At 68.7% G+C, this 24,069-nt stretch carries 17 protein-coding genes and 1 pseudogene; 4 read left to right on the top strand and 14 right to left on the bottom strand.

All coding sequences use genetic code 11. The annotated features are described in order from the left end of the window. Nucleotides 1-53 precede the first annotated feature (53 nt). Nucleotides 54-1,415, bottom strand: coding sequence for a Pup--protein ligase (gene pafA / locus OHO27_RS34420; RefSeq protein WP_053192758.1), 1,362 nt, complete (start codon nucleotides 1,413-1,415; stop codon nucleotides 54-56). A 9-nt stretch (nucleotides 1,416-1,424) separates the two neighbouring features. Beyond that, nucleotides 1,425-2,684, bottom strand: a complete 1,260-nt coding sequence (locus OHO27_RS34415; RefSeq protein ID WP_328428860.1) for an MFS transporter — start codon at nucleotides 2,682-2,684, stop codon at nucleotides 1,425-1,427. A 149-nt stretch (nucleotides 2,685-2,833) separates the two neighbouring features. On the opposite strand from OHO27_RS34415, the gene OHO27_RS34410 reads away from it, so the two are divergent. Next, nucleotides 2,834-3,850: a LacI family DNA-binding transcriptional regulator gene (locus OHO27_RS34410; protein ID WP_328428859.1), complete on the top strand. Its 1,017-nt coding sequence runs from the start codon at nucleotides 2,834-2,836 to the stop codon at nucleotides 3,848-3,850. Between the two features lie 103 nt (nucleotides 3,851-3,953). On the opposite strand, the gene prcA is transcribed toward OHO27_RS34410, so the two are convergent. From prcA to arc, 5 genes and pseudogenes are all read right to left on the bottom strand, one after another. After that, a complete protein-coding gene (gene prcA, locus OHO27_RS34405; RefSeq protein WP_328428858.1) occupies nucleotides 3,954-4,730 on the bottom strand; it encodes a proteasome subunit alpha in 777 nt (258 codons plus the stop codon). Between the two features lie 59 nt (nucleotides 4,731-4,789). Next, on the bottom strand, nucleotides 4,790-5,635 hold the full coding sequence (prcB, locus tag OHO27_RS34400) for a proteasome subunit beta (RefSeq protein ID WP_328428857.1): 846 nt from the start codon (nucleotides 5,633-5,635) through the stop codon (nucleotides 4,790-4,792). A 302-nt stretch (nucleotides 5,636-5,937) separates the two neighbouring features. Continuing rightward, nucleotides 5,938-6,156 (bottom strand): ubiquitin-like protein Pup, encoded by a 219-nt coding sequence (locus OHO27_RS34390; protein ID WP_328428856.1) that lies wholly within the window; start codon nucleotides 6,154-6,156, stop codon nucleotides 5,938-5,940. A 199-nt stretch (nucleotides 6,157-6,355) separates the two neighbouring features. Next, nucleotides 6,356-7,865, bottom strand: a pseudogene (gene dop / locus OHO27_RS34385) (depupylase/deamidase Dop). A gap of 244 nt (nucleotides 7,866-8,109) precedes the next feature. Continuing rightward, complete coding sequence (gene arc, locus OHO27_RS34380) at nucleotides 8,110-9,876, bottom strand: proteasome ATPase (protein ID WP_328428855.1); 1,767 nt, start codon at nucleotides 9,874-9,876, stop codon at nucleotides 8,110-8,112. Between the two features lie 245 nt (nucleotides 9,877-10,121). Between arc and OHO27_RS34375 the strand changes: the two genes are divergently transcribed. After that, complete coding sequence (locus OHO27_RS34375; protein WP_328428854.1) at nucleotides 10,122-10,427, top strand: ferredoxin; 306 nt, start codon at nucleotides 10,122-10,124, stop codon at nucleotides 10,425-10,427. Between the two features lie 58 nt (nucleotides 10,428-10,485). On the opposite strand, the gene OHO27_RS34370 is transcribed toward OHO27_RS34375, so the two are convergent. From OHO27_RS34370 to OHO27_RS34360, 3 genes are all read right to left on the bottom strand, one after another. Beyond that, nucleotides 10,486-11,064 (bottom strand): hypothetical protein, encoded by a 579-nt coding sequence (locus OHO27_RS34370; RefSeq protein WP_328428853.1) that lies wholly within the window; start codon nucleotides 11,062-11,064, stop codon nucleotides 10,486-10,488. A gap of 297 nt (nucleotides 11,065-11,361) precedes the next feature. Continuing rightward, a complete protein-coding gene (locus OHO27_RS34365; RefSeq protein ID WP_328428852.1) occupies nucleotides 11,362-12,264 on the bottom strand; it encodes a tRNA (adenine-N1)-methyltransferase in 903 nt (300 codons plus the stop codon). 74 nt (nucleotides 12,265-12,338) lie between these two features. Then, on the bottom strand, nucleotides 12,339-13,877 hold the full coding sequence (locus OHO27_RS34360; RefSeq protein WP_328428851.1) for a site-2 protease family protein: 1,539 nt from the start codon (nucleotides 13,875-13,877) through the stop codon (nucleotides 12,339-12,341). Nucleotides 13,878-14,052: 175 nt separating this feature from the next. On the opposite strand from OHO27_RS34360, the gene OHO27_RS34355 reads away from it, so the two are divergent. Next, a complete protein-coding gene (locus OHO27_RS34355) occupies nucleotides 14,053-15,066 on the top strand; it encodes a RecB family exonuclease (RefSeq protein ID WP_328428850.1) in 1,014 nt (337 codons plus the stop codon). 15 nt (nucleotides 15,067-15,081) lie between these two features. Continuing rightward, nucleotides 15,082-15,753, top strand: coding sequence for a response regulator (locus tag OHO27_RS34350; protein WP_015661641.1), 672 nt, complete (start codon nucleotides 15,082-15,084; stop codon nucleotides 15,751-15,753). Between the two features lie 96 nt (nucleotides 15,754-15,849). Here OHO27_RS34350 and OHO27_RS34345 read toward each other — a convergent pair whose 3' ends face one another. The 4 genes from OHO27_RS34345 to metH form a co-directional block, all read right to left on the bottom strand. Further along, nucleotides 15,850-17,430 (bottom strand): ABC transporter substrate-binding protein, encoded by a 1,581-nt coding sequence (locus OHO27_RS34345; RefSeq protein WP_328428849.1) that lies wholly within the window; start codon nucleotides 17,428-17,430, stop codon nucleotides 15,850-15,852. 100 nt (nucleotides 17,431-17,530) lie between these two features. After that, entirely contained in the window at nucleotides 17,531-19,135 is a 1,605-nt protein-coding gene (locus tag OHO27_RS34340; protein ID WP_328428848.1) for an ABC transporter substrate-binding protein, read from the bottom strand. 444 nt (nucleotides 19,136-19,579) lie between these two features. Then, nucleotides 19,580-20,275 carry an HAD family hydrolase gene (locus tag OHO27_RS34335; RefSeq protein ID WP_328428847.1) on the bottom strand — a complete coding sequence of 232 codons (696 nt, stop codon included), beginning with the start codon at nucleotides 20,273-20,275 and terminating at the stop codon, nucleotides 19,580-19,582. Nucleotides 20,276-20,435: 160 nt separating this feature from the next. Further along, nucleotides 20,436-23,954, bottom strand: a complete 3,519-nt coding sequence (gene metH, locus OHO27_RS34330; protein ID WP_328428846.1) for a methionine synthase — start codon at nucleotides 23,952-23,954, stop codon at nucleotides 20,436-20,438. Nucleotides 23,955-24,069: the final 115 nt, after the last annotated feature.

Here is a 24,069-nt window from a genome sequence, read left to right as displayed (position 1 = left end):
CCTCCGGGCACCGGGCGTTCTGTGCGGGCGCAGCCGAGGCGGCCGCGGCCCGCTCACATACCGGCGATCAGTTTCTCCACCCGGTCGTCCACCGACCGGAACGGGTCCTTGCACAACACCGTGCGCTGCGCCTGGTCGTTGAGCTTGAGGTGGACCCAGTCGACCGTGAAGTCACGGCGCTGTTCCTGGGCCCTGCGGATGAAGTCGCCGCGCAGCCGGGCCCGCGTGGTCTGCGGCGGCACGGACTTGCCCTCGAAGATCTTCAAGTCGTTGCAGATACGGGCTGCTTGACCCTTCTTCTCCAGCAGGTAGTACAGCCCACGACGGCGGTGGATGTCGTGGTAGGCGAGGTCTATCTGCGCGACCCGCGGATGCGACATGGTCATGTTGTGCTTGGCCCGGTACCGCTCGATGAGCTTGTACTTCATGACCCAGTCGATCTCGGTACCGATCCGGTCGAGGTCCTCGGCCTCGATCGAGTCCAGCGTGCGGCCCCACAGCTCCAGGACCTGCTCGACCGTGCCCGTACGGATGCCGCGGCGCTCGCAGAAGTCCACGGCCTTCTCGTAGTACTCGCGCTGCACCTCCAGCGCCGATGCCTCTCGGCCACTGGCCAGGCGCACCTTGCGCCGCCCGGTGATGTCGTGGCTGACCTCGCGGATAGCCCGGATCGGGTTCTCCAGGGTCAGGTCGCGCATCACCGTGCCCGCCTCGATCATGCGCAGCACCAGGTCGGTCGCGCCGACCTTGAGCAGCATGGTCGTCTCGGACATGTTCGAGTCACCCACGATGACATGCAGGCGCCGGTAACGCTCGGCGTCCGCGTGCGGCTCGTCGCGGGTGTTGATGATGGGCCGGGAGCGGGTCGTCGCCGAGGAGACGCCCTCCCAGATGTGCTCGGCCCGCTGACTGACGCAGTACACCGCGCCCCGCGGGGTCTGCAGCACCTTGCCGGCACCACACAGAAGCTGCCTGGTGACCAGGAACGGGATCAGAATGTCCGCGAGCCGGGAGAACTCCCCGTGCCGTGCGACGAGATAGTTCTCGTGACAGCCATAGGAGTTGCCCGCCGAGTCGGTGTTGTTCTTGAAGAGGTAGACGTCGCCCGCGATTCCTTCCTCGTGCAGGCGTCGTTCCGCGTCTACCAGGAGTCCTTCCAGAATGCGTTCGCCGGCCTTGTCGTGGGTGACCAGTTCGGTCACGTTGTCACATTCGGGTGTCGCGTATTCCGGATGTGAGCCCACGTCGAGATAGAGGCGGGCGCCGTTTCGCAGAAAGACATTGCTGCTACGGCCCCATGACACGACACGGCGGAAGAGGTACCGCGCCACCTCGTCAGGCGACAGGCGGCGCTGTCCCCTGAACGTGCACGTGACGCCGTACTCGTTCTCCAGCCCGAAAATGCGGCGGTCCATGACTGAACATTACGCCCGATCCCCTGAGCTGAAACGGGGTTCGACAGCACGGTTTGGATCATTTTCCGATGAAGCCGCAACGACCGCACCCCTGGCGGGAGCTGCGAGGACCCGCCCCGTGGCCAACAGGACCAGCAAGGACACGGCTCCCGCGGCCCCCGGCACGGCGAACCCCCACAGCGCCCCGCCCGCCTCGACGACCGGCCCCGCCAGGCCCGTTCCGACCGACGCGCCTACGGTGAACGTCGTCACAAGCCACGAGAACGCCTCGGTGACCGTCCCACGCGGCGCATGCCGGTCCACGAGCACGAACGCACAAGCGATGCACGGCGCGAGGAACACCCCCGCGAGCACCGCCAGCAGCGTCATCCCGACCACACCCGGCATCAGCGTCAGCGGCAGGTAACACACCGCCAGAAGTGCGACCAGCCACCGCAGTCGCCGCGCCGGCTCACCGCCCCACTGCCGCGCCCCGTACACCATGCCGCCGATGAGCGCGCCCAGTCCCAGACCCGCCATCAGCCAGCCGTACACGACGTCACCGCCGTGGTCGTCCGCGTACGACACGGCCGCGACCGCGATGGACCCCATCGCCACGCCGACGAACAGGAAGGCCGCGAGGAGTGCCAGCAGCCCGGCCGAGCGCAGCGCGCCCAGCCAGTGCGCCTCACGCGGCGCCGACCGCCACGCACGCGAGGGCTGCGACACGACCACCGACAGGGCGCCCAGCACCCCGATCACATTAAGGATCAGCAGCGCCGTCTGCGCCGACCACAGCGAGGCGCACAGCGTGAGCAGCAACGGACCGATGGTGAACATGACTTCCTGCGCCACCGCGTCCATCGCATACGCCGTGTGCACCTGGCCCTCCTTGTGGAGGACGGACGACCACAGCGCCCGCAGACCGCCCTCCAGGGGCGGCGTGAACAGTCCGGAGGCGGCCACGGCCGCATAGGCGAGAGGCAACGCGCCGAGGCCCACGAAGGCGAACACGCCCATCGCGAGCGCCGACGCGACGGCGGCGGGCAGCTGCACGCGCGGCTGCCCGTACAGGTCCACCAGCCGCCCCAGCAGCGGCTGGCCGACGGCGTTGGCGACCCCGTACACGGCCGCCAGGCCACCGGCCATGCTGTACGAGCCGCCCTCCGCGCGCACGAACAGCACGATGGCGAGCGCGGCCACGGCGTTCGGCAGCCGGCCTATGAGCGTGCCGACGAGCAGCCGGGCGGCATGCCTCGCCCTGAGGACCTCCAGGTATGCGCCGGTCATCAGCAGCGCCGCCCCTCCGGGTAAGTTTTACGTATAACGTCCTTCGTCATACGTACCATGAGCGCTGTTCACGAGTCCAGACAACGGAATGAGCCGCAGGGCCGGCGCGCCCGCAGGCGCACGACCAGGAGCAAGGAAGCAGGCGGACGGTGGCACACGGCAGCACCCGCCCCACCAGCCGGGACGTCGCCCAGGCGGCGGGCGTCTCGCAGGCCGCGGTCTCCCTCGTCCTCGGCGAGAAGTGGCGCGGCCGGGTCTCCGAGGCCACCGCCGAACGCGTCCGCGAGGCCGCCCGCGAACTCGGCTACCGGCCCAACCTCGCCGCCCGCAACCTACGGCTCGGCCACACCCGCACCGTCCTCCTCGTCGTCCCCGCCCTCACCACGGAATTCTTCGCCGGCGTCTATACCGGAGCCGCCCGCATCGCCGCCCACCACGGCTTCGGCGTCGTCCTCTACCCCTCCCCCGAAGGCATCGGCCCCGCCCGCGACCCCTTCGCCTCCGCCCAGGCCGCCCTCGACGGCGTCATCGCCTCCTCCATGGCCGCCGACGCCCTCACCGCCATCCGCGGCGACCAGCTCCCCCTGGTCATGCTGGACAGCGACCCGGACGGCAGCCTCGGGGCCGCGACGGTGAACCTCGACATCACGGACGGCGTCCGTCAGGTAGCCGATCACCTGCTCCGCCTCGGCCACCGGCGCTTCCTGCACCTCGCAGCCGACGTGCCCTCCTGGACCTTCGACGTTCGGGCCGATGAGCTCGCCACACGCATCGGCGAGGTACCCGGCACCTCACTGCTCACCGTCCGCGCACCCATCTCCATCGACGGCGCCCGCACCGCCGCCGAGACCGCCCTCTCGGCCAAGGGCCCCCGCCCCACGGCCATCGTCTGCGACGACGACAAACTCGCCGCCGGCGCCTACAAGGCAGTACGCCGACTCGACCTGCGCATCCCCGACGACATCTCCGTCACCGGCCTGGACGACCTCGCCCTCGCCACCGCCATCGACCCCGAGCTGACCACCGTCCGCCTGGACGCCGAGCTCTTCGGGGAACGCGGCATGCAAGCCCTCCTGGCAGTCCTGGAAGGCCGTGAACCCGAGGAGGGCGACATTCCGGTCGAGCTCGTCGTACGGGGCTCCACAGCGCCGCCCAGCACCCCCTGAAGGCCCGCATGAACGCCTGTGCCCCGGCCGAGCGGGCGGCCGGGGCACAGTACGGGCGAAGAACGAGGGCGGGACTGCCCCTCGGCGAGGTCGCGTGGTCGGGCTACTCCTCGGAACTGCCGGAGTCCTCCGCATCGGAGTCCTCCCCGTTGTCGGCACTCTCGGCCTCGGTGGCCGCACCCTCGGCCGCCAGCAGCCGGGCCAGCTGACGGCCCACGATGCGCTTGAACTTGCGCGATTGCGGACGCGTACGGTCCAGCACCGCGACCTCGAGCCGCTCCGCGGGAATCTCCCGCTGCGTACCGTTCGACTCACGCGACAGGGCCTGGACTGCCAGCTTCAGCGCCTCGGCGAGACTCACGCCGTCCTGATGACGCTGATCCAGGTAATTGCTGATCAACTCGGCATTGCCGCCGACCGCGACCGAGCCGTGCTCGTCCACGATCGAGCCGTCGTGCGGCAGCCGGTAGATCTGGTCGCCCTCAGGCGTCTCACCGACCTCGGCGACGACCAGCTCCACCTCGTACGGCTTCTCCGCCGCGGAAGAAAAAATCGTGCCCAGCGTCTGGGCGTAGACGTTGGCCAGACCACGCGCGGTCACATCATCACGGTCATAGGTGTAACCACGCAGATCGGCATACCGCACCCCGCCGATCCGCAGGTTCTCGTACTCGTTGTACTTACCGGCGGCCGCAAAACCGATCCGGTCATAGATCTCGCTGAACTTGTGCAGCGCACGGGACGGGTTCTCGCCGACGAACACGATGCCGTCGGCATACTGCAGCACGACCAGGCTGCGGCCACGGGCGATGCCCTTGCGGGCGTACTCCGCCCGGTCGGCCATGGCCTGCTGGGGTGAGACATAGAACGGCGTCGACACCGGTTATCCGTCCCTTTCTGTCGAAGTCACAGGACCACCTTGCTAAGACCGAACCGCCGCTACAGCAGCGCGGCCCGCGGGCCGTCGGGCTGCTCCAGACGCCGCGCCAGGATGGAACGGGCGATCTCGGAGGACTCGTCATCGCCCACTCGACGGAAACCGTCCTCGGTGATCACGGTGACGATCGGGTAGATCCGGCGGGCGACATCGGGACCACCGGTCGCCGAGTCGTCGTCAGCCGCGTCGTACAGGGCCTGCACCACGAGCGTCGTGGCCTCGGCCTCGTTCAGGTCATCACGGAAGAGCTTCTTCATGGCGCCACGCGCGAAGATCGACCCGGAGCCGGTGGCGGCGTAACCATGCTCCTCGGAACGACCACCGGTCACGTCGTAGGAGAAGATCCGCCCCCTCTCCCGGTCGACGTCGTACCCCGCGAAGAGCGGCACGACGGCCAGCCCCTGCATGGCCATGCCCAGGTTGGACCGAATCATGGTCGACAGCCGGTTCGCCTTGCCCTCCAGCGACAGCTGCGCGCCCTCGACCTTCTCGAAGTGCTCCAGCTCCAGCTGGAAGAGCTTCACCATCTCCACGGCCAGACCGGCGGTGCCGGCGATACCGACGGCCGAGTACTCGTCGGCCGGGAACACCTTCTCGATGTCGCGCTGGGCGATCACATTCCCCATGGTCGCCCGCCGGTCACCCGCCAGCACGACGCCCCCGGGGAACGTCACGGACACGATGGTCGTGCCGTGCGGCGCCTCGATCACGCCCTGCGTGGGCGGCAGTTGGCGGTTCCCGGGCAGCATCTCGGGCTGGTGCTCGGAGAGAAAGTCCATGAAGGAGGACGACCCAGGCGTCAGGAAGGCAGCTGGTAGACGCCCGGTGCTACGAGTGTTGGCTTCCACGCGATTCCTTCCAGGTAATCGGCAGCTCGGTTCATCGCTTCGGGACCGTTCCCTCAACAGGCCGAGGCCGGAAAAGCAGTTGAAGCACAGTACGCCACGGACCCTACCCGTCTTGTGGCGGTGATCCACATGAACGGCAAGCCCCTTGAAACAGATCGCGCGGAGCTCGTCCGAGCGGCAACCGGCTGGTCACGCGAAGGCTGCGCGCGGCTTGGACCCGCCGCACCGCGCGCAGCGCTTCATCTCCGACTCGCCGACCACCACTCCACCCCGTTCACCTTCGAATCGAAGGAAAGGGCGGCCTACTGCCCGCCCTTTTGCACGAAGGACCGCACGAAGTCCTCGGCGTTCTCCTCGAGGACATCGTCAATCTCGTCCAGAACCGAGTCGACGTCGTCGCTCAGCTTCTCCTGCCGCTCCTTGAGGTCCTCGGAGGCCTGCGTCTCCGCAGTCTGCTCCTCGACTTCCTCGGTGGAACGCGTGGCCTTCTGCTGTCCGCCGCCGGTGTCCTTGGTTGCCATATCCCTCACCCCGCTCAGTTCGCCCGACATGGTCGACAGGTCGGCTTTCCTGCCGATCGGTGATGATCAGACCCTACAAGCCGGGTCTGACATCGGCCCCGCAGTTTCTCCAACGTACGGGGGCCATCTCCATGATTCCCGGACGCCGGGTTTTCCACCCTGCTCGGCCGACGTCCGGCTGACACCGCCCGAGTACCCCTCAGCTGCCTGAGAGGACCCTGACCAGGTCTTCCGCCGTGCGACAGCGGTCCAGGAGCTCCTTGACGTGATTTCGCGTTCCGCGAAGCGGTTCGAGGGTTGGGACGCGCTGGAGGGAGTCCCGGCCGGGCAGGTCGAAGATCACCGAGTCCCAGGAGGCCGCGGCGACGTCGTCGGCGTACTGCTCCAGGCAGCGCCCGCGGAAGTACGCGCGCGTGTCCTCCGGCGGCTTCGTACGGGCCCTCTCGACCTCGTCCTCGTCCAGGAGGCGCTTCATGCGGCCGCGGGCCGCGAGACGGTTGTAGAGGCCTTTCTCGGGGCGTACGTCCGCGTACTGGAGGTCGACGAGGTGGAGCCGGGCGGCGTCCCAGTCGAGGTCGTCGCGGCGTCGGTAGCCCTCCATGAGCTCTCGCTTGGCGACCCAGTCCAGCTCGCCGGCGAGGCTCATCGGATCCCGCTCCAGCCGGTTGAGGGTGTCCTCCCAGCGGGTCAGGACGTCCTTGGTCTGTTCGTCGGCGTCGGCGCCGAAGCGTTCCTCGACGTATTTGCGCGAGAGCTCGTAGTACTCCATCTGGAGCTGTACCGCCGTCAGTGTGCGGCCGCTGCGGAGTGTGATCAGGCGCTTGAGGGACGGGTCGTGCGACACCTGGTGCAGCGTGCGAACGGGCTGGTCCACGGCCAGGTCGACCGCGATGAAGCTGTCCTCGATCATCGACAGGACCAGGGCGGTGGTGCCCAGCTTCAGGTACGTCGAGATCTCCGACAGGTTCGCGTCGCCGATGATCACGTGGAGGCGGCGGTATTTCTCCGCGTCCGCGTGCGGCTCGTCGCGTGTGTTGATGATCGGGCGCTTGAGGGTCGTCTCGAGGCCCACCTCGACCTCGAAGTAGTCGGCTCGCTGGCTGAGCTGGAAGCCGTGTTCGTGACCGTCCTGGCCGATGCCGACGCGGCCAGCACCGGCGAAGACCTGGCGGGAGACGAAGAAGGGCGTCAGGTGGCGCACGATGTCCGAGAAGGGGTTTCCGCTTCATCAGGTAGTTCTCGTGCGTGCCGTAGGAGGCGCCCTTGTTGTCGGTGTTGTTCTTGTAGAGGTGGATGGGCTGGGCGCCGGGCAGCTGGGCGGCCCGCTCGGCGGCCTCGGCCATGATCCGCTCGCCTGCCTTGTCCCAGAGGACGGCGTCGCGGGGGTTGGTGACCTCGGGGGAGCTGTATTCGGGGTGTGCGTGGTCGACGTAGAGCCGTGCCCCGTTGGTGAGGATGACGTTGGCGAGGCCGATGTCCTCGTCGGTGAGCTGGCTGGAGTCGGCGGCCTCGCGGGCGAGGTCGAAGCCTCGCGCGTCCCGCAGCGGGTTCTCCTCCTCGAAGTCCCAGCGGGCCCGGCGGGCCCGGTGCATCGCCGCCGCGTAGGCGTTGACGATCTGGGATGAGGTGAGCATGGCATTGGCGTTGGGGTGGCCGGGGACGGAGATCCCGTACTCCGTCTCGATGCCCATTACTCGCCGTACGGTCATGCGGCCCTCCTTGCCCGGCGGCGCCCTCGGTCGGGGGCGCCGCTCAAGTACCGCTGGCGCTCCGATGCGTGTGCGGTGCCCGTCCCCGCACTGCGCGACTCGGCGGTACCGAAGAGCCTAGAACGCCTTTGCGCTGGTGGGGAGATCATTTGCGTCATTGCGTTGCTCGCCTTTGTTCCGGCGGTGGCCGGAAAAACAGTCGGCTGCGGGTACCCGGTGGGGGCACCCGCAGCCGCCCTGTCTTTTACAGGTACTGACCGGTGTTTGCCACCGTGTCGATGGAGCGTCCGGTGTCTGCGCCCTGCTTTCCGGTGATGAGGGTGCGGATGTAGACGATCCGCTCGCCCTTCTTTCCGGAGATCCGGGCCCAGTCGTCCGGGTTGGTGGTGTTGGGCAGGTCCTCGTTCTCCTTGAACTCGTCCACGCAGGCCTGGAGGAGGTGGGAGACGCGGAGGCCCTTCTGGTTGTGCTCCAGGAAGTCCTTGATCGCCATCTTCTTGGCGCGGCCCACGATGTTCTCGATCATGGCGCCGGAATTGAAGTCCTTGAAGTAGAGGACTTCCTTGTCGCCGTTGGCGTAGGTGACTTCCAGGAAGCGGTTCTCCTCGGATTCGGCGTACATCTGCTCGACGGCGGTCTGGATCATGCTCTGGACCGTCATGGCCCTGTCGCCGCTGTGCTCTCCGACGTCCTCGGGGTGGAGCGGCAGGCGCTGGGTGAGGTACTTGCCGAAGATGTCCTTGGCGGCCTCGGCGTCCGGGCGCTCGATCTTGATCTTCACGTCCAGGCGGCCGGGGCGCAGGATGGCGGGGTCGATCATGTCCTCGCGGTTGGAGGCGCCGATCACGACCACGTTCTCCAGGCCTTCGACACCGTCGATCTCGGCGAGCAGCTGGGGGACGATGGTGTTCTCCACGTCCGAGCTGACACCGGAGCCACGGGTGCGGAAGAGGGATTCCATCTCGTCGAAGAAGACGATGACGGGTGTGCCCTCGCTGGCCTTTTCACGTGCACGCTGGAAGACGAGGCGGATCTGCCGCTCGGTCTCGCCGACGTACTTGTTGAGCAGTTCGGGGCCCTTGATGTTGAGGAAGAAGCTCTTGCCCTGGGCCTGGCCGGTGACCTCGGCGACCTTCTTGGCCAGCGAGTTGGCGACGGCCTTGGCGATGAGCGTCTTGCCGCATCCGGGAGGCCCGTACAGGAGGACGCCCTTGGGCGGCCGCAGTTCGTGCTCCCTGAACAGGTCGGGGTAGAGGTAGGGGAGCTCGACTGCGTCGCGGATCATTTCGATCTGGTTGCCCAGGCCGCCGATCTGCTCGTAGCCGATGTCCGGTACTTCTTCGAGGACGAGTTCCTCGACCTCGCTCTTGGGGACGACCTCGTAGACGTAGCCGGAGCGGGGTTCGAGCAGCAGGGCGTCGCCGGGGCGGATGGTGACGTCCAGCAGCGGCTCGGCGAGCCGTACCACCCGTTCCTCATCGGTGTGCCCCACTACGAGGGCGCGCTCGCCGTCCTCGAGGATCTCCTTGAGGGTGACGATGTCGCCGACGCTCTCGTACTCCATGGCCTCGACCACGTTGAGCGCTTCGTTGAGCATTACTTCCTGGCCGCGCCTGAGGGCGTCGAGTTCGACGCTCGGGCTGACGTTCACGCGGAGTTTGCGGCCGCCGGTGAAGATGTCGGCCGTGCCGTCCTCGTTCTGCGTCAGGAAGACACCGAAGCCGGCCGGTGGCTGTGCGAGCCGGTCGACTTCCTCTTTGAGGGCCACGATCTGGTCGCGGGCCTCACGGAGCGTGTTGGCGAGTCGCTCGTTCTGTGCGGACACGCCGGCCAGATTGGTCTGCAGCTCGACGATCCGCTCTTCGAGAATCCTCGTGTGCCGCGGAGAGTCGGCGAGCTTGCGTCGCAGGACGGCGATCTCCTGCTCAAGGTAGGCAATCTGCCCGGCCGGGTCGTCGGACCCCCGTCCCGGGCGGATGCCGCGGTTCATGTCGTCGTCGTGGGCTGCCACGGTCCTCACCTCCTCCAAGGGGAGCTGGACGCTTCCAGACCCTACCTGGGTGGGTGTCGATTGAAACCCCTAGATCACAAAGACTGTCGGGGTGTGTCCGATCTTCACCCTTGCGCTCTCCCTCACGCCAGGGGAATACCCACCGAACATGATTGGGAAGCCGCCGCAGGTAGGCTCGAAGTGTTCAACACCCTTCAGAGCTGGCCGGATTCCCGTCCGGCCCGGCGGACGGAACGGTAGGAGAGATGAGCGTGGAACAGGCGGCCGGGGTCGATGGTCAGGCGCTGGAGGTCTGGATCGACCAGGATCTCTGTACTGGTGACGGCATCTGTGCCCAGTATGCGCCTGAGGTGTTCGAGCTGGACATCGACGGTCTGGCCTATGTGAAGGGCACGGAGGACGAGCTGTTGCAGGCCAAGGGGGCGACAACGCCCGTGCCCCTGCCGCTTCTCACGGACGTGGTGGACTCGGCGAAGGAGTGTCCGGGCGACTGCATCCACGTCCGTCGCGTTTCGGACAAGGTCGAGGTGTTCGGTCCGGACGCCGAGTGACCTTGCGCGTACGGGGTGTTACGACTGTCTGATTTCTCACACGTGCCGGTGGCATGGGTCAGACGCTGTGGGCACCGGCGGGTGTCGAGCGGACGAACGAGGCGTTCTTCCACTGCCACTTCGCGCTGTTCTTCACGTCGGGGCAGCACCGTGGCACGTCGTCGGACGAGTAGCTGAGCAGCCCGGCGACGACGGCTTCGTCACGGACCGCGAGGTCACTGACGGTGGTGCTGTCCTTCGGGTTCACGAGGGTCGCGACGATGCGGGGCGTAGCCGCGTCGGTGCCGCGGGTGAGGACGTAGAGGCCGTCGGGCGGGGTGCCCATGGGGGCGTCGCAGTGCACGACGGCCACGGTTTCGGGGCTGCCGTCGCCGTCCAGGTCTCCGCTGGCCTTCTTGACCACGACCGCCTTGACCGGGCCGCATTCGAGGGGGAACTCGACGTTCGCGGGATCAGGGGGCGCGACGGCCGCGGGGGCGTTCTTCGCGTCCGGTCCGGCTGTCTGGGCCGCCGTCGCCGAGTTGGGCTGCAGGACCGAGGAGAAGGCCACGACACCGGCAACCGCCGTGGCGGTGGCGAGCCAGTGGATCGGGCGGGCGTGAGTGTGTGCCAGTTCCGGGACGGCGGATTGCTGCACTAGGAGCGTCTCCTGTGAGGGCTGTGCCGGTGGGGGTGGCCAGCATGGTGCCACACGTCACAGTGCGGGGGAACGGCGGGGTGTGGAGTTCCGGTGCCGGTGTGGTGGTTGGGGGTGCGTGGGGGGGCGTGCGGGTGTCGTGCGGCGTTCGGACGAGCAGGTTGTCGTCTCGTGGATTTGTCGGCTTGTGGGTTCGTGGGCTGGTGCGTCAACAGAAAGGCGCTGTGGTCGAGTTCCGGCGGCGTTCCGGGAACTCGACCACAGCGCCTCTGCGTTGATCGTGGCACAGGGGCCGCGTCAGCGGCGGTTGCCTCCGTCGGCGTTGGGGCCTTCGTAGTCGTCGCCGTAGGCGCCCTTGGCGGGGCGGCGGCGGCGCATGGGCGGCTCGACTCCGTCGGCCAGGCGCCGGGCGGTCAGCAGGAAGCCGGTGTGGCCGATCATCCGGTGGTCGGGGCGGACGGCCAGGCCCTCGACGTGCCAGTTGCGGATCATCGTCTCCCAGGAGGTCGGCTCGTTGAAGCAGCCGATCTCGCGGATGGACTCGACGGTCCGGGCGAGCTGAGTGGTGGTGGCGACGTAGCAGCAGAGAATGCCGCCGGGGACGAGCGCCTTGGAGACGGCCTCCAGGCACTCCCAGGGGGCGAGCATGTCGAGGATGACACGGTCGACGTCGGTGTCGGACAGGTTGTCCTGGAGGTCGCCGACGGTGAGCTGCCAGGCGGGGTGGGGGCCGCCGAAGTAGCGCTCCACGTTCGCCTGCGCGATCTCGGCGAAGTCCTCGCGGCGCTCGTAGGAGTGCAGCATGCCCTGGTCGCCGATGGCGCGCAGCAGGAAGCTGCTGAGCGAGCCGGAGCCGACGCCGGCCTCGACGACGCGTGCGCCGGGGAAGATGTCGGCGAAGGCGAGGATCTGCCCCGCGTCCTTGGGGTAGACCACGGCGGCGCCGCGGGGCATGGACAGGACGTAGTCGGGGAGCAGGGGGCGCAGCGCGAGGTAGGCGACGTTCCCGGTGGTGCGGACAACGCTGCCCTCGGGAGCGCCGATCAGTTCGTCGTGCGGGAAGGAACCCTTGTGGGTGTGGAAGTTCTTCCCGGCCTCGAGCGTGAACGTGTAGTGGCGGCCCTTGGGGTCGGTCAGCTGAACCTGGTCCCCGACCTTGAAGGGCCCGCGCCTGCGGGCGGCACCGGTCGGTTCGGACATGTGAACAGCCTACCGGCGTTTCGGGGGGCCGCCGACCACCGGGAAACGGCGGGCACCGCTCGGGAGAGCGGTGCTCAGTTCGGGCGGGCCATCGCCTTCACGAAGGCGCGCTCGACATCCGCTGCCGACAGGACGCCGTAGATTTCGCCGGTCTCCTCGACGACCAGGTACTCGGTGGCGGGGGTCGCGCGAAGGGTGTCGAGGAGGTCCTCTCCGGCCAGTTCTGCGGAGACGCGCATGCCGTCGGTCAGGTCCTGGGCCAAGCCGCTGACGGCGACCCAGGGGCGGCGGTGTTCGGGTACGCCGACGATGGCGGCCTCGCGGACGAGGGAGAGGGGGTTGCCGTCGGCGTCGACGACGACCAGGGCGCGGGCGCCGGCGTCGTTGGCGCGGCGCAGGGCCTCGGACAGGGGGGTGTCCGTCTCGACGGGGACGGCGCGGCGGGTGAGGGTGCGGGCGCGCAGGTCGGGGAGGTGCTCGCGCAGGCGGGCCATGCGCAGGCTGTTGCCGGCGCCGGTCCAGATGATCGCGGCGAGGATGGCGGCCAGCAGGGCGTCCATGACGGTGTCCATGCCGACGTTGTCCACGGCGTCGGCGCCGAGCGCGCCGGACTGGGTGAGCCATGGGAGCCCGACGAGGACGGAGACGGCGAGGGCGCGGCCGACCCAGGCGGCGGCGACGGTGCCGGTCATCGGCCTGCCGGTGATCTTCCACACGACCGCGCGGAGCATGCGGCCACCGTCGAGGGGCAGGCCGGGGAGCAGGTTGAAGGCGGCCACGATGAGGTTGGAGATCATCAGGCCGGCCAGCAGGACGCCGGGGACGGTGCCGGGTTCGACGGCCTGCAGGGCGCCGTAGAAGACGCCGGAGAGGACGAGGGAGAGCAGCGGTCCGACGAAGGCCAGTACGAACTCGCGTCCCGGCGTCTCGGCCTCCTTCTCGATCTCGGAGACCCCGCCGAAGAACTGCAGCTGGATACGGCGCACGGGCAGCTTGAAGCGGAGCGCGGCGACGGTGTGGGCGAGTTCGTGGACGAGGACGGAGGCGTAGAAGGCGACCGCGAAGAAGAGGGAGACGAGGTAGCGGACGGCACCGAGTTCGGGCAGCACGCGGTCGAGCTGTCCGCCGAACACCCAGGTGATGAGCGCGGCGACCAGGAACCAGCTGGGGGCCACGTAGACGGGCACGCCGAACGGCCGGCCCATGAGGAGTCCACCGCGGGGGTCCTTGGGGCGCTTCGGAGGTCGGCCCTTGGTGGTGCCGGAGTGGGCGAGAGGGCGGTCGGGGTGGGTGTCGGGGTGCGGGTGCCGGTCGCTGTGGGAGGCCTGCGGGAACGGGTGGTCGGCGTCGCGACGGTCAGGGGTATGCGGGCCGGTGGCGTCGCCGGGGGCGGGGGGCGCTTCCTCACGGGACTCGGACGAGGCCGGTGTCGCGGGGCCGGGAGTGGTGTCGCCGCTGTCGCCTGTGCCGCGTGCGCCGTCCTTGGGCTGCTCGTCGGACGGGGTCGGGTCGGGGCGTGCGGGTTCGGTCGCCGGGGTCTCACGGTCTGCTCGGCGCTCGGTCGACTCGTCGGTGCCGGAACGCGGGTGCCCGCTCCCGCCGCTCTCGTCCACGGTGTCCCCTCGTTCGCAGCGTTTTCCGCGCCTGTCGGGCGGATGGGTCTCGGGTCGATGGTATGCGGCCGTCGCGGCGCGTTTCGCCCCGGCACCCCCTCTGTTTCCCCGTGCGCCCCGGCCGTAACGGCCGGGGCTGGGTCACTGTCAGTGGTGGGCCGTATGGTCTGTGGTCATGGAGACGAGCACGGAGGGTGCCGCGGGCGACTGCGGCAGTGAGGCCGCGCCGGTGGCAGAGCCGGTGACGGACGAGTACCCGGTGGGGGCGGACAGTACGGCGACGGTGGTCGACGCGGGTGAGAGCGCGGCCACAGCGGGCGGCACGGCCGTGCGCCCGGCGATAGCGCCGGCCTCGCTGTCCCCTTCCCGTGCCAGTGACTTCATGCAGTGCCCGCTGCTCTACCGGTTCCGGGTGATCGACCGGCTGCCCGAGAAGCCGAGCGCGGCTGCGACGAAGGGCACGCTGGTGCACGCGGTGCTGGAGCGGCTCTTCGACGCCCCGGCCGCCGAGCGGACCGCGCCGCGCGCCAAGTCCCTCATCCCGGGCCAGTGGGACCGGCTGCGGGAGAGCAGGCCGGAGATCGTGGAGCTGTTCGCGGACGATCCCGAGGGCGAGCGGCTGGCGACCTGGCTCGGTGAGGCGGAGCGGCTCGTGGAGCGGTGGTTCGGTCTGGAGGATCCGACCCGGCTGGAGCCCGCCGAGCGGGAGCTGTTCATCGAGGCCGAGCTGGACTCGGGGCTGCGGCTGCGCGGCATCATCGACCGCGTCGACGTGGCGCCCACGGGCGAGGTGCGGATCGTCGACTACAAGACGGGCAAGGCGCCCCGGCCCGAGTACGCCGAGGGTGCGCTGTTCCAGATGAAGTTCTACGCCCTGGTCGTGTGGCGGCTGAAGAAGGTGATTCCGCGCCGGCTTCAGCTCGTCTATCTCGGCAGCGGTGACGTGCTGACGTACGACCCGGTCCTCGCCGACCTGGAGCGGGTCGAGCGCAAGCTGCTGGCGCTGTGGGAGGCGATCCGGGTGGCGACCGAGACGGGCGAGTGGCGTCCCCGGCAGACGAAGCTGTGCGGCTGGTGCGACCACCAGGCCCACTGCCCAGAATTCGGCGGCACTCCCCCGCCGTATCCGTTGCCGGTCAGGGCGGGCGAGTCCGGCGGCGGTGCGCAGGGCAGAATGGGCCCGGACTAGGCGAAGGAGACTCACGTGGCCATCCGCGTCCTACTGGTCGACGACCAGCCCCTGCTGCGTACCGGCTTCCGGATGATTCTGGAGGCGGAGCAGGACATCGCGGTCGTGGGCGAGGCCGGTGACGGCCTCCAAGCTCTCGACCAGGTGCGGGCCCTGCAGCCCGACGTGGTTCTGATGGACATCCGCATGCCTCGGATGGACGGGGTCGAGGCGACACGGCAGATCACCGGTCCCGGGCGGGACGGCCCGGCGAAGGTGCTGGTGCTGACCACGTTCGATCTCGACGAGTATGTGGTGGAGGCGCTCAAGGCCGGAGCCAGCGGTTTCCTGCTGAAGGACGCCCCGGCCAATGAGCTGGTGCAGGCGATCCGGGTGGTCGCCGGCGGCGAGGCGATGCTCGCGCCGAGCATCACGCGCCGGCTGCTCGACAAGTACGCCACGCATCTGCCGTCGGGCGACGAGCCGGTTCCGGACACCCTGCACACGCTGACGGACCGCGAGGTGGAGGTGCTGAAGCTGGTGGCGCGGGGCCTGTCCAATGCCGAGATCGCCGCCGACCTCTTCGTCAGCGAGACGACCGTCAAGACGCATGTGGGTCACGTCCTGACCAAGCTGGGCCTGCGGGACCGGGTGCAGGCCGCGGTGTACGCGTACGAGAGCGGGCTGGTGCGTCCCGGCGCCCAGTAGGAGCCCGTACGACGCCGCGGAGGGCGCCTCTTCCTGAGAAGGGGCGCCCTCCGCTTGTTTTCCTGCTTAGCGCAGGTGCGTCGCGTACGACGCCCGTCAGCCCTTGCTCAGCTCCCAGAAGCGGAACACGGTGGAGGCGTCGAGGCAGTACTCCAGGCCGTAGACGTTGTCGCGGACGACCGCGTACTGCTTGGCCTGCCAGACCGGAAGGACGGGGAGTTCCCGGGCCACGATGTCCTGGAGTTCGTTGAACTCGTCGTCCGTCGCGGCGCGGTCGCTCTCGGCGGCGGTGCGCGGGATGAGCGTGCCGGTGATGGCGTCGTTGCTGTAGTTGTTGCCCAGCACGTTGCCCTTGCCGAAGAAGGGGGCCGTGAAGCTGTCGGCGTCCGGGTAGTCCGGAATCCAGCCCTTCACGTACACGCCGTACTTGCCGTCGGCGATGTCCTTCTCGTACTGGTCGAACGCGACGGACTGCACATCGGCGTCGAACAGGCCGCTGGCGTTGAGCTGCTGCGCGATCGTCTGCAACTCCTGGTCGGTGGCCGGGCCGTAGCGCGACGGAGTGGACCAGAGAGTCAGCTTGACCTTGCCCTCGATGCCCTCGTCCTGCAGGGCCGCGGCGGCCTTCTCCTTGGAGGGGCGGGCGCCGTAGGTGTCGAAGAAGGCCGTGTTGTGGCCGCTGATGCCGGCCGGGATGATCGAGTACAGCGGCGTGGCCGTGCCCTGGTAGACGTCCTTGATGAGGGCGTCACGGTCGATGAGGTAGGCCATGGCCTTTCGGACGCCGAGCTGGCCTGCGACCGGGTCGTCCAGGTTGAAGACGAGGTGCTGGACCTCGGCGCTGCTGCCCTCGACGACCTCTACACCGGAGTCGCCGCCGGACTTCTCGACGTCGGCGATGCCGCCCGCGGTGAGGCCGCGGTAGGCGATGTCGACCTCCTTGGCGCTCAGGGCCTTCTTCAGGGCGTCCTGGTCGCCGTGGAAGAACTTCAGGGTCACGCCGTCGTTCTGTACCTTCGCGGTGCCCTTGTAGTTCTCGTTGACGGAGAAGACGGCCTCGTCGTCGTCGAACTTGTCGAGCTTGTACGGGCCGGAACCGACCGCCTGGTCGTCCTTGCGCAGCCCGCTCGCGTCGTACTGTTCCTGGTCGACGATGGAGCCGGCGCCGGAGGCTATCTTGCTCGGGAAGGTGGCGTCGGGGGTGTTGAGCTGGAAGACGACCGTCTTGTCGTCGGGCGTCTCGACCTTGTCGAGCGTGGGGAACATGACCGCGGGGCCGTCGGGGTCGTTGATCTTCAGCATGCGGTCGAAGGAGAACTTGACATCCTCCGCGGTGAGCGCGTCACCGTTGCTGAACTTCAGGCCGTCTCTGAGCGTGCACCTGTAGACCGTCGTCTGCGTGTCGGAGAAGGCGCACTGCTCAGCGGCCTCGGGCTGCGGTTCGGTGGCGCCCTTGGGGAAGCTGAGCAGCGACTGGAAGACGTTGTTGAACAACAGCCAGGAGCCGGGGTCGTAGCCGGAAGCGGGGTCGGTGGCCAGGACGTCGTCCGACATCCCCATGACCACCGAGGTACCGGTCCCCCCGGCGTCCCCGGTCTCCGTTCCACAGCCGGTCAGCAGGCCGGAGGCCAGCCCTGCCACGACGGGCAGGACCGGCCACTGGTTGCGCATGTTCACTTACGAGTGCCTTGTCGTCGGTTGCGAGGTACCCCGGGCACCCGTGCTGGATCCCGGGCCGTGCCGGCGCCCTGGTCGTGGCCGCCGGGCACGGGTGAGGTCAGCCGCTCACGCCACGGCCGAGCTCCCACAGCTGAAGGGTCGAGGAGGAGTTGAGCACGTATGCCGTGCCCGTGACGTCGTCGCCGGCGGCGACGAACTGCTTGCCCTGCCACAGCGGCAGCACGGGCACGTCATCGGCGACGATGTCCTGAATGTCCGTCAGGCTGCCGGACGCCGACAGCCGGTCGGCGACGCGGCGGGACTCCGGGATGAGGGTGTTGCGGATCGTGCTGTTGGCGTACGGCGAGCCGAGGAAGTTGTCCTTGTCGAGGAAGGGCGCGAGGTAGTTGTCGGCGTCCGGGAAGTCCGGGAACCAGCCCATGCCGTAGACCTCGTACTCGCCCTTCTGCTCGGCGGGGCGGAACGTCGCCCAGGGGGCGCCCTTGATGTCGACGTCGAACAGGCCGCTGTCGTTGAGCTGCTTCTTCAGCAGCTCGAACTCCTTCTTCGTGGCCGAGCCGTAGTGGTCGGTGGTGTAGTGCAGCGTGAGCTTCACCGGGGTGGTGACGTCGGCCTCCTCCAGCAGGGACTTGGCCTTGGCGGTGCTCGGGTCGCCGTACTTGTTGAAGAACGCGTTGGAATGGCCCGTGATGCTGGCGGGGACCAGCGAGTACAGCGGTTCGGCCTGGGAGCCGTAGACCTTGGAGACGAGTTCGCCGCGGTCGATGACCTGTGCCATGGCCTGGCGGACGGCCTTCGTACGGACCGACGCGTCGTTGGTGTTGAAGGCCAGGTAGCGGATTTCCAGGCCGGACATGTCGACGAGGTCGACGGTGTCGTCGGAGTCGGCCGACAGCTTCTGGATCTGCTCGGGCGACATGGTGCGGGTCATCAGGTCGATGTCGCCCTTGTCGAGGGCGGTGCCCATCTCGTCGGCGTCCGCGAAGTTGCGCAGTTCGACCTTGTCGTTGTTCACCTTCAGACTCCCCTTGTAGTCGGGGTTCTTGGTGAACACGGCGGAGACCAGTTCGTCGTTCTTGACCTCGGCCTGGAGGGTGTACGGGCCTGAGCCGTCGAGCTCGAAGCCGTCGCGCAGCTTGTCCTTGGCGTAGATGTCCGGGTCGACGATGCCCGCGACCGGGGTGGACAGCTTGAACGGGAAGGTGGCGTCGGCGGTCTTGAGGTGGAAGACGACCTCGCGGTCGCCCTGGGTCTCGACGGTGTCGATGGTGGACAGCAGGGCGAAGACGCCGCTGTCGGCCTTGAGGGCGCGGGCGCGGTCGATGGAGTACTTCACATCGTCCGCGGTGACCGGGTCGCCGTTCGCGAACTTCAGGTCCTTGCGCAGGGTGCACGCGTAGCGTTCGTTGCCGCTGTCGGTGAAGCCGCAGGTCTGGGCGGCCTCGGGTACCGGTTCGCCCTCGCCGCGCGGCTGGATCATCAGGGTCTGCACGGTCTGGCGCAGGATGTTCCAAGTGCCGACGTCGTAGGCGTATGCCGGATCGAGCGGTGCGGGAGCGTCCTTCGAGGCAGTGAACGCGTCAGTGGTGCCGACGACGATCGCGTCGCCGCTGTCGCTGCCGCTGTCGGTTCCGCCACAGGCGGCGAGAACCGGCACAAGCAGGCCGATGACGGCCGGCAGCACCAAACTCTTGCGGTTCATGCTCGGGTTTCTCCAGCTGTCGACTCCGTGTACCCGGCATGCAGGGGTGTCGCGGCGGATCACGGGGTAAGTTCGATGTTCTCGCGACGAGGTTAGTCCGCGCCCGCAGGAGCGTTCGCCGCGACCGGAGTTGAGCCCCCATCACGCTGTGGAGCCGGTCGCGAACGCACCGGAAACCTTGGACCGGAAGGATTCGTGCACCGATCCATCAATCGGGACACAAAGGTGTGCCCCAAGCCCTCCACAGCGGGGGTACTGCACACGGCGGGTCACCTGTCGACCCCGCGAGCAGTGGTAAACGTCACAAACTGAACGGTCCTGGCGCGCACCGGAATTCAGCCATCGGGCGCCACTCGAATTCCCTTGCGGAATTCCCGCGCTATCGGTGCTGCACGCTGGGTGAACACCGGCCCTATTTCCGCTGTCGGACGTTGTCAGTCGTCGTCAGACGGTGATCAGGCCGCGCAGAAATGCCAGATCGACCTCTTCCAGCGAGGTCACCACGGTGCGCCGGGCAGCCGGGGTGATCTGCGCGACCGACGGCACGGCCACCACATGACAGCCGGCGGCCTCCGCCGCGGCGACGCCGGTCGCGGTGTCCTCGACGACCGCGCATCGGGCGGGATCGGCGCCCAGTCCGGCCGCGGCGAACAGGTACGGGTCCGGGTGCGGCTTGGTGCGCTCCACCTCGTCGCCGGCGACGGTCAGCGCGAAGTACTGGGGGCCGAGCGAGGTGAGCACACGGTCGATGATGCGCCGGTGCGAGGCCGAGACCAGGGCCGTGGGGATCTCGTACGCGGCCAGCTCGGCCAGCAGCCGGGCCGCGCCCGGCATCAGCGGCAGGGCGCGGTCGATTCGGTCCTCGAAGCCCTGGTTCAGCAGCAGCGTGAGCTCGGCGAGGGGGATGTCGGCGCCGGTGGCCTCGATCAGGAACCCGGCGCTGCGGCTCATCGGGCCGCCGACCACGACATGGCGCCAGGTGTCGTCGAGGGTGTGGCCCAGGCTCGCGAAGACCTCGACCTCGACGTCCCACCAGAAGCCCTCGGTGTCCACCAGGGTTCCGTCCATGTCGAGGAGGACCGCCTGCAGGGCCGAGCCGTCGGCCGTACGGGTTACTGGTGCGGGGACCGTGCTGGTCATCCACGTACCTCCTTGAAGGGACGACCAGGCCGGTTCCCACGGAGGGAACCGGCCTGCGGTGGACCGTCCAGTGTACGACCTGCGCGAACGAAGCGCCTGGTTTGACCGGTGTGCCTCGGGGCACACCTGTTACCCGCCCGGAATCGGGCCGGGGGCCGCCTCAGCGTGCGTTGAAGTACTTCGCCTCGGGGTGGTGGATGACGATCGCGTCCGTGGACTGCTCGGGGTGCAGCTGGAACTCCTCGGACAGGTGGACGCCGATGCGCTCCGGCTGGAGCAGGTCGGCGATCTTGGCCCGGTCCTCGAGGTTGGGGCAGGCGCCGTAGCCGAGGGAGAAGCGGGCGCCCCGGTACTTCAGCGCGAACATGTCCTCGATGTCGGCCGGGTCCTCACCGGCGAAGCCCAGCTCGGAGCGCACGCGCGCGTGCCAGTACTCGGCGAGCGCCTCCGCCAACTGCACGGACAGGCCGTGCAGTTCGAGGTAGTCCCGGTAGGCGTTGGCCTCGAACATCCGGGCCGTCTCCTCGCCGATCCGCGAGCCCACGGTGACGACCTGGAGGCCCACGACGTCCGTCTCGCCCGACTCCTGCGGGCGGAAGAAGTCCGCGAGGCACAGCCGCCGGCCACGGCGCTGACGCGGGAAGCTGAAGCGGGTGCGTTCGTTGCCGTGCTCGTCCAGCAGGATCAGGTCGTCGTCCTTGGAGACGCACGGGAAGTAGCCGTAGACCACCGCTGCTTCCAGGAGGTTGTCCGTCTGGAGCTTGTCGAGCAGGCCGCGCAGCCGCGGGCGGCCCTCTGTCTCGACGAGTTCCTGGTACGACGGTCCGTCGCCGCTGCGGGTCTCCTTCAGGCCCCACTGGCCCTTGAAGAGGGCACCCTCGTCGAGCCAGGACGCGTACTCCTTGAGCTGGATGCCCTTGATGACGCGGGTGCCCCAGAACGGCGGCTCGGGGAGCGGGGTGTCGGTGGCGACGTCGGAGCGGACATGGCCTTCCTCGGGGCGCTCGTCCAGTACGGCCGTCGCGGCGGCGCTCTTGACCCGGCGCTGCTTGAGCTCGGGCAGCTGCACACCGGGCACGCCCCGCTTGACGCCGATGAGAGCGTCCATCAGACGCAGGCCCTCGAACGCGTCGCGGGCGTAGCGGACTTCGCCCTCGTAGATCTCGTGCAGGTCCTGCTCGACGTACGCGCGGGTGAGGGCGGCGCCGCCGAGGATGACCGGGTAATCGGCCGCGAGACCGCGCTGGTTGAGCTCCTCCAGGTTCTCCTTCATGATCACCGTGGACTTCACCAGCAGCCCGGACATGCCGATGACGTCGGCCCGGTGCTCCTCGGCGGCTTCCAGGATCGCGGAGACGGGCTGCTTGATGCCCAGGTTGACCACGTTGTAGCCGTTGTTGGACAAAATGATGTCCACCAGGTTCTTGCCGATGTCGTGGACATCGCCGCGGACCGTGGCCAGCACGATGGTGCCCTTGCCGTCGGCGTCCGTCTTCTCCATGTGCGGTTCGAGGTAGGCGACGGCGGACTTCATCACCTCGGCGGACTGGAGCACGAACGGCAGCTGCATCTGGCCGGAGCCGAACAGCTCGCCGACGACCTTCATGCCGTCCAGGAGCGTCTCGTTGACGATGTCGAGGGCGGAGCGGGCCTGGAGGGCCTCGCCGAGGTCGGCTTCCAGGCCGTTCTTCTCGCCGTCGATGATGCGGCGCTTGAGGCGCTCGTCCAGCGGGAGGGCGGCCAGTTCCTCGGCCTTGCCGGCCTTCAGGGACTTGGCGGTGGCGCCCTCGAACAGGGCCATGAGCTTCTGCAGCGGGTCGTAGCCCTCGGCGCGGCGGTCGTGGATGAGGTCGAGGGCGGTCTGCACCTCTTCCTCGGAGAAGCGGGCGATCGGCAGGATCTTCGACGCGTGCACGATCGCCGAGTCCAGGCCCGCCTTGACGCACTCGTCGAGGAAGACGGAGTTGAGCAGGATGCGGGCGGCCGGGTTCAGGCCGAAGGAGATGTTCGACAGGCCGAGGGTGGTCTGGACGTCCGGGTGGAGCCGCTTGAGCTCGCGGATCGCCTCGATGGTGGCGATGCCGTCCTTGCGGGACTCCTCCTGACCGGTGCAGATGGTGAAGGTCAGGGTGTCGATGAGGATGTCGGACTCGAGGATGCCCCAGTTCGTCGTGAGGTCCTCGATCAGCCGCTCGGCGATCTCGACTTTCTTCTGCGGGGTGCGGGCCTGGCCCTCCTCGTCGATGGTCAGCGCGATCAGCGCGGCGCCGTGCTCGCGGGCGAGCTTGGTGACCTTCGCGAAGCGGGACTCGGGGCCGTCGCCGTCCTCGTAGTTGACGGAGTTGATGACCGCGCGCCCGCCGAGCTTCTCCAGACCGGCCTCGATGACGTCGACCTCGGTCGAGTCCAGGACGATCGGCAGCGTGGAGGCGGTGGCGAAGCGGCCGGCCAGTTGCTCCATGTCGGCGACGCCGTCCCGGCCGACGTAGTCGACGCACAGGTCGAGCATGTGGGCGCCCTCGCGGATCTGGTCGCGGGCCATCTCCACACAGTCGTCCCAGCGCGCGTCCAGCATGGCCTCGCGGAACTTCTTCGAGCCGTTGGCGTTGGTGCGCTCGCCGATGGCCAGGTAGGAGGTGTCCTGGCGGAACGGGACCGTCTGGTAGAGGGAGGCGGCGCCGGGCTCGGGCTGCGGCCTGCGCTCCACCGGCGTGGCGTCCCGGACCCGCTCCACGAGCTGCCTGAGGTGCTCGGGGGTGGTGCCGCAGCAGCCGCCGATGAGGTTCAGGCCGTAGTCCCGTACGAAGGTCTCCTGGGCGTCGGCCAGGCCCTCCGGGTCGAGCGGGAAGTGGGCGCCGTCCTTGGTCAGGATCGGCAGGCCGGCGTTCGGCATGCACAGCAGCGGGGTGCGCGAGTGCCGGGCGAGGTAGCGCAGGTGCTCGCTCATCTCGGCCGGGCCCGTCGAGCAGTTCAGGCCGATCATGTCGATGCCGAGGGGCTCCAGCGCGGTCAGTGCGGCGCCGATCTCGGAGCCGAGCAGCATGGTGCCGGTGGTCTCGAAGGCCATGGAGACCAGCAGCGGCACCTCGGTGCCGGTCGCCTCCATGGCGCGGCGGGCGCCCAGGATCGACGACTTCGTCTGGAGGAGGTCCTGCGTGGTCTCCACGATCAGGGCGTCCGCGCCGCCGGCGAGCAGGCCCTCGGCGTTCGCCTGGAAGCCGTCGCGCAGCGGGCCGTAGCCGATGTGGCCGAGGGTCGGCAGCTTCGTGCCGGGTCCGATCGAGCCGAGCACCCACCGCTGGCGGCCGTCACGGGCGCCGAACGCGTCGGCCGTCTCGCGGGCGATACGGGCTCCCGCCTCGGACAGCTCGTACACCCGGTCGGCGATGTCGTACTCGGCCATGGCCGAGTGGTTTGCGCCGAACGTGTTCGTCTCGACGCAGTCCACGCCCGCGCCGAAGTACTCCTCGTGCACGGAGCGGACGATGTCGGGGCGGGTCAGGTTGAGGATCTCGTTGCAGCCCTCGAGGTTCTCGAAGTCCTCGAGTGTGGGCTCCTGGGCCTGCAACATGGTGCCCATCGCTCCGTCGGCGACCACCACTCGGGTGGCGAGCGCCTCTCGGAGCGCGGACACACGGGTCCGGCTGTCGGCGGAAGGGGTCGGTGGCAACGAGGCCATGTAAGGGCTCCCTGGAGTGCGACGGCTGTCGGCTTTGCGCCCTTTACGGATCGGTCCGCAGTGGGCGCACGCCGCCAGGGTAGCCGGGACCGCCGTCGAACGGTCAGGCGGTCCA

It is taken from the genome of Streptomyces sp. NBC_00443 (assembly GCF_036014175.1).
In the GTDB taxonomy this organism is placed as follows: domain Bacteria; phylum Actinomycetota; class Actinomycetes; order Streptomycetales; family Streptomycetaceae; genus Streptomyces.
The sequence above is the reverse complement of the archived record's forward strand: the minus strand, read 5'-3'. Positions and strand labels throughout refer to the sequence as shown.

Excerpts from the sequence above, each read along its gene's own strand:
- metH (WP_328428846.1), bottom strand. The coding sequence starts at position 23,954 with ATGGCCTCGTTGCCACCGACCCCTTCCGCCGACAGCCGGACCCGTGTG.
- pafA (WP_053192758.1), bottom strand. The coding sequence starts at position 1,415 with ATGGACCGCCGCATTTTCGGGCTGGAGAACGAGTACGGCGTCACGTGC.
- OHO27_RS34335 (WP_328428847.1), bottom strand. The coding sequence starts at position 20,275 with ATGACCAGCACGGTCCCCGCACCAGTAACCCGTACGGCCGACGGCTCG.
- OHO27_RS34375 (WP_328428854.1), top strand. The coding sequence starts at position 10,122 with ATGAGCGTGGAACAGGCGGCCGGGGTCGATGGTCAGGCGCTGGAGGTC.
- OHO27_RS34365 (WP_328428852.1), bottom strand. The coding sequence starts at position 12,264 with ATGTCCGAACCGACCGGTGCCGCCCGCAGGCGCGGGCCCTTCAAGGTC.
- OHO27_RS34390 (WP_328428856.1), bottom strand. The coding sequence starts at position 6,156 with ATGGCAACCAAGGACACCGGCGGCGGACAGCAGAAGGCCACGCGTTCC.
- OHO27_RS34340 (WP_328428848.1), bottom strand. The coding sequence starts at position 19,135 with ATGAACCGCAAGAGTTTGGTGCTGCCGGCCGTCATCGGCCTGCTTGTG.
- OHO27_RS34355 (WP_328428850.1), top strand. The coding sequence starts at position 14,053 with ATGGAGACGAGCACGGAGGGTGCCGCGGGCGACTGCGGCAGTGAGGCC.
- OHO27_RS34415 (WP_328428860.1), bottom strand. The coding sequence starts at position 2,684 with ATGACCGGCGCATACCTGGAGGTCCTCAGGGCGAGGCATGCCGCCCGG.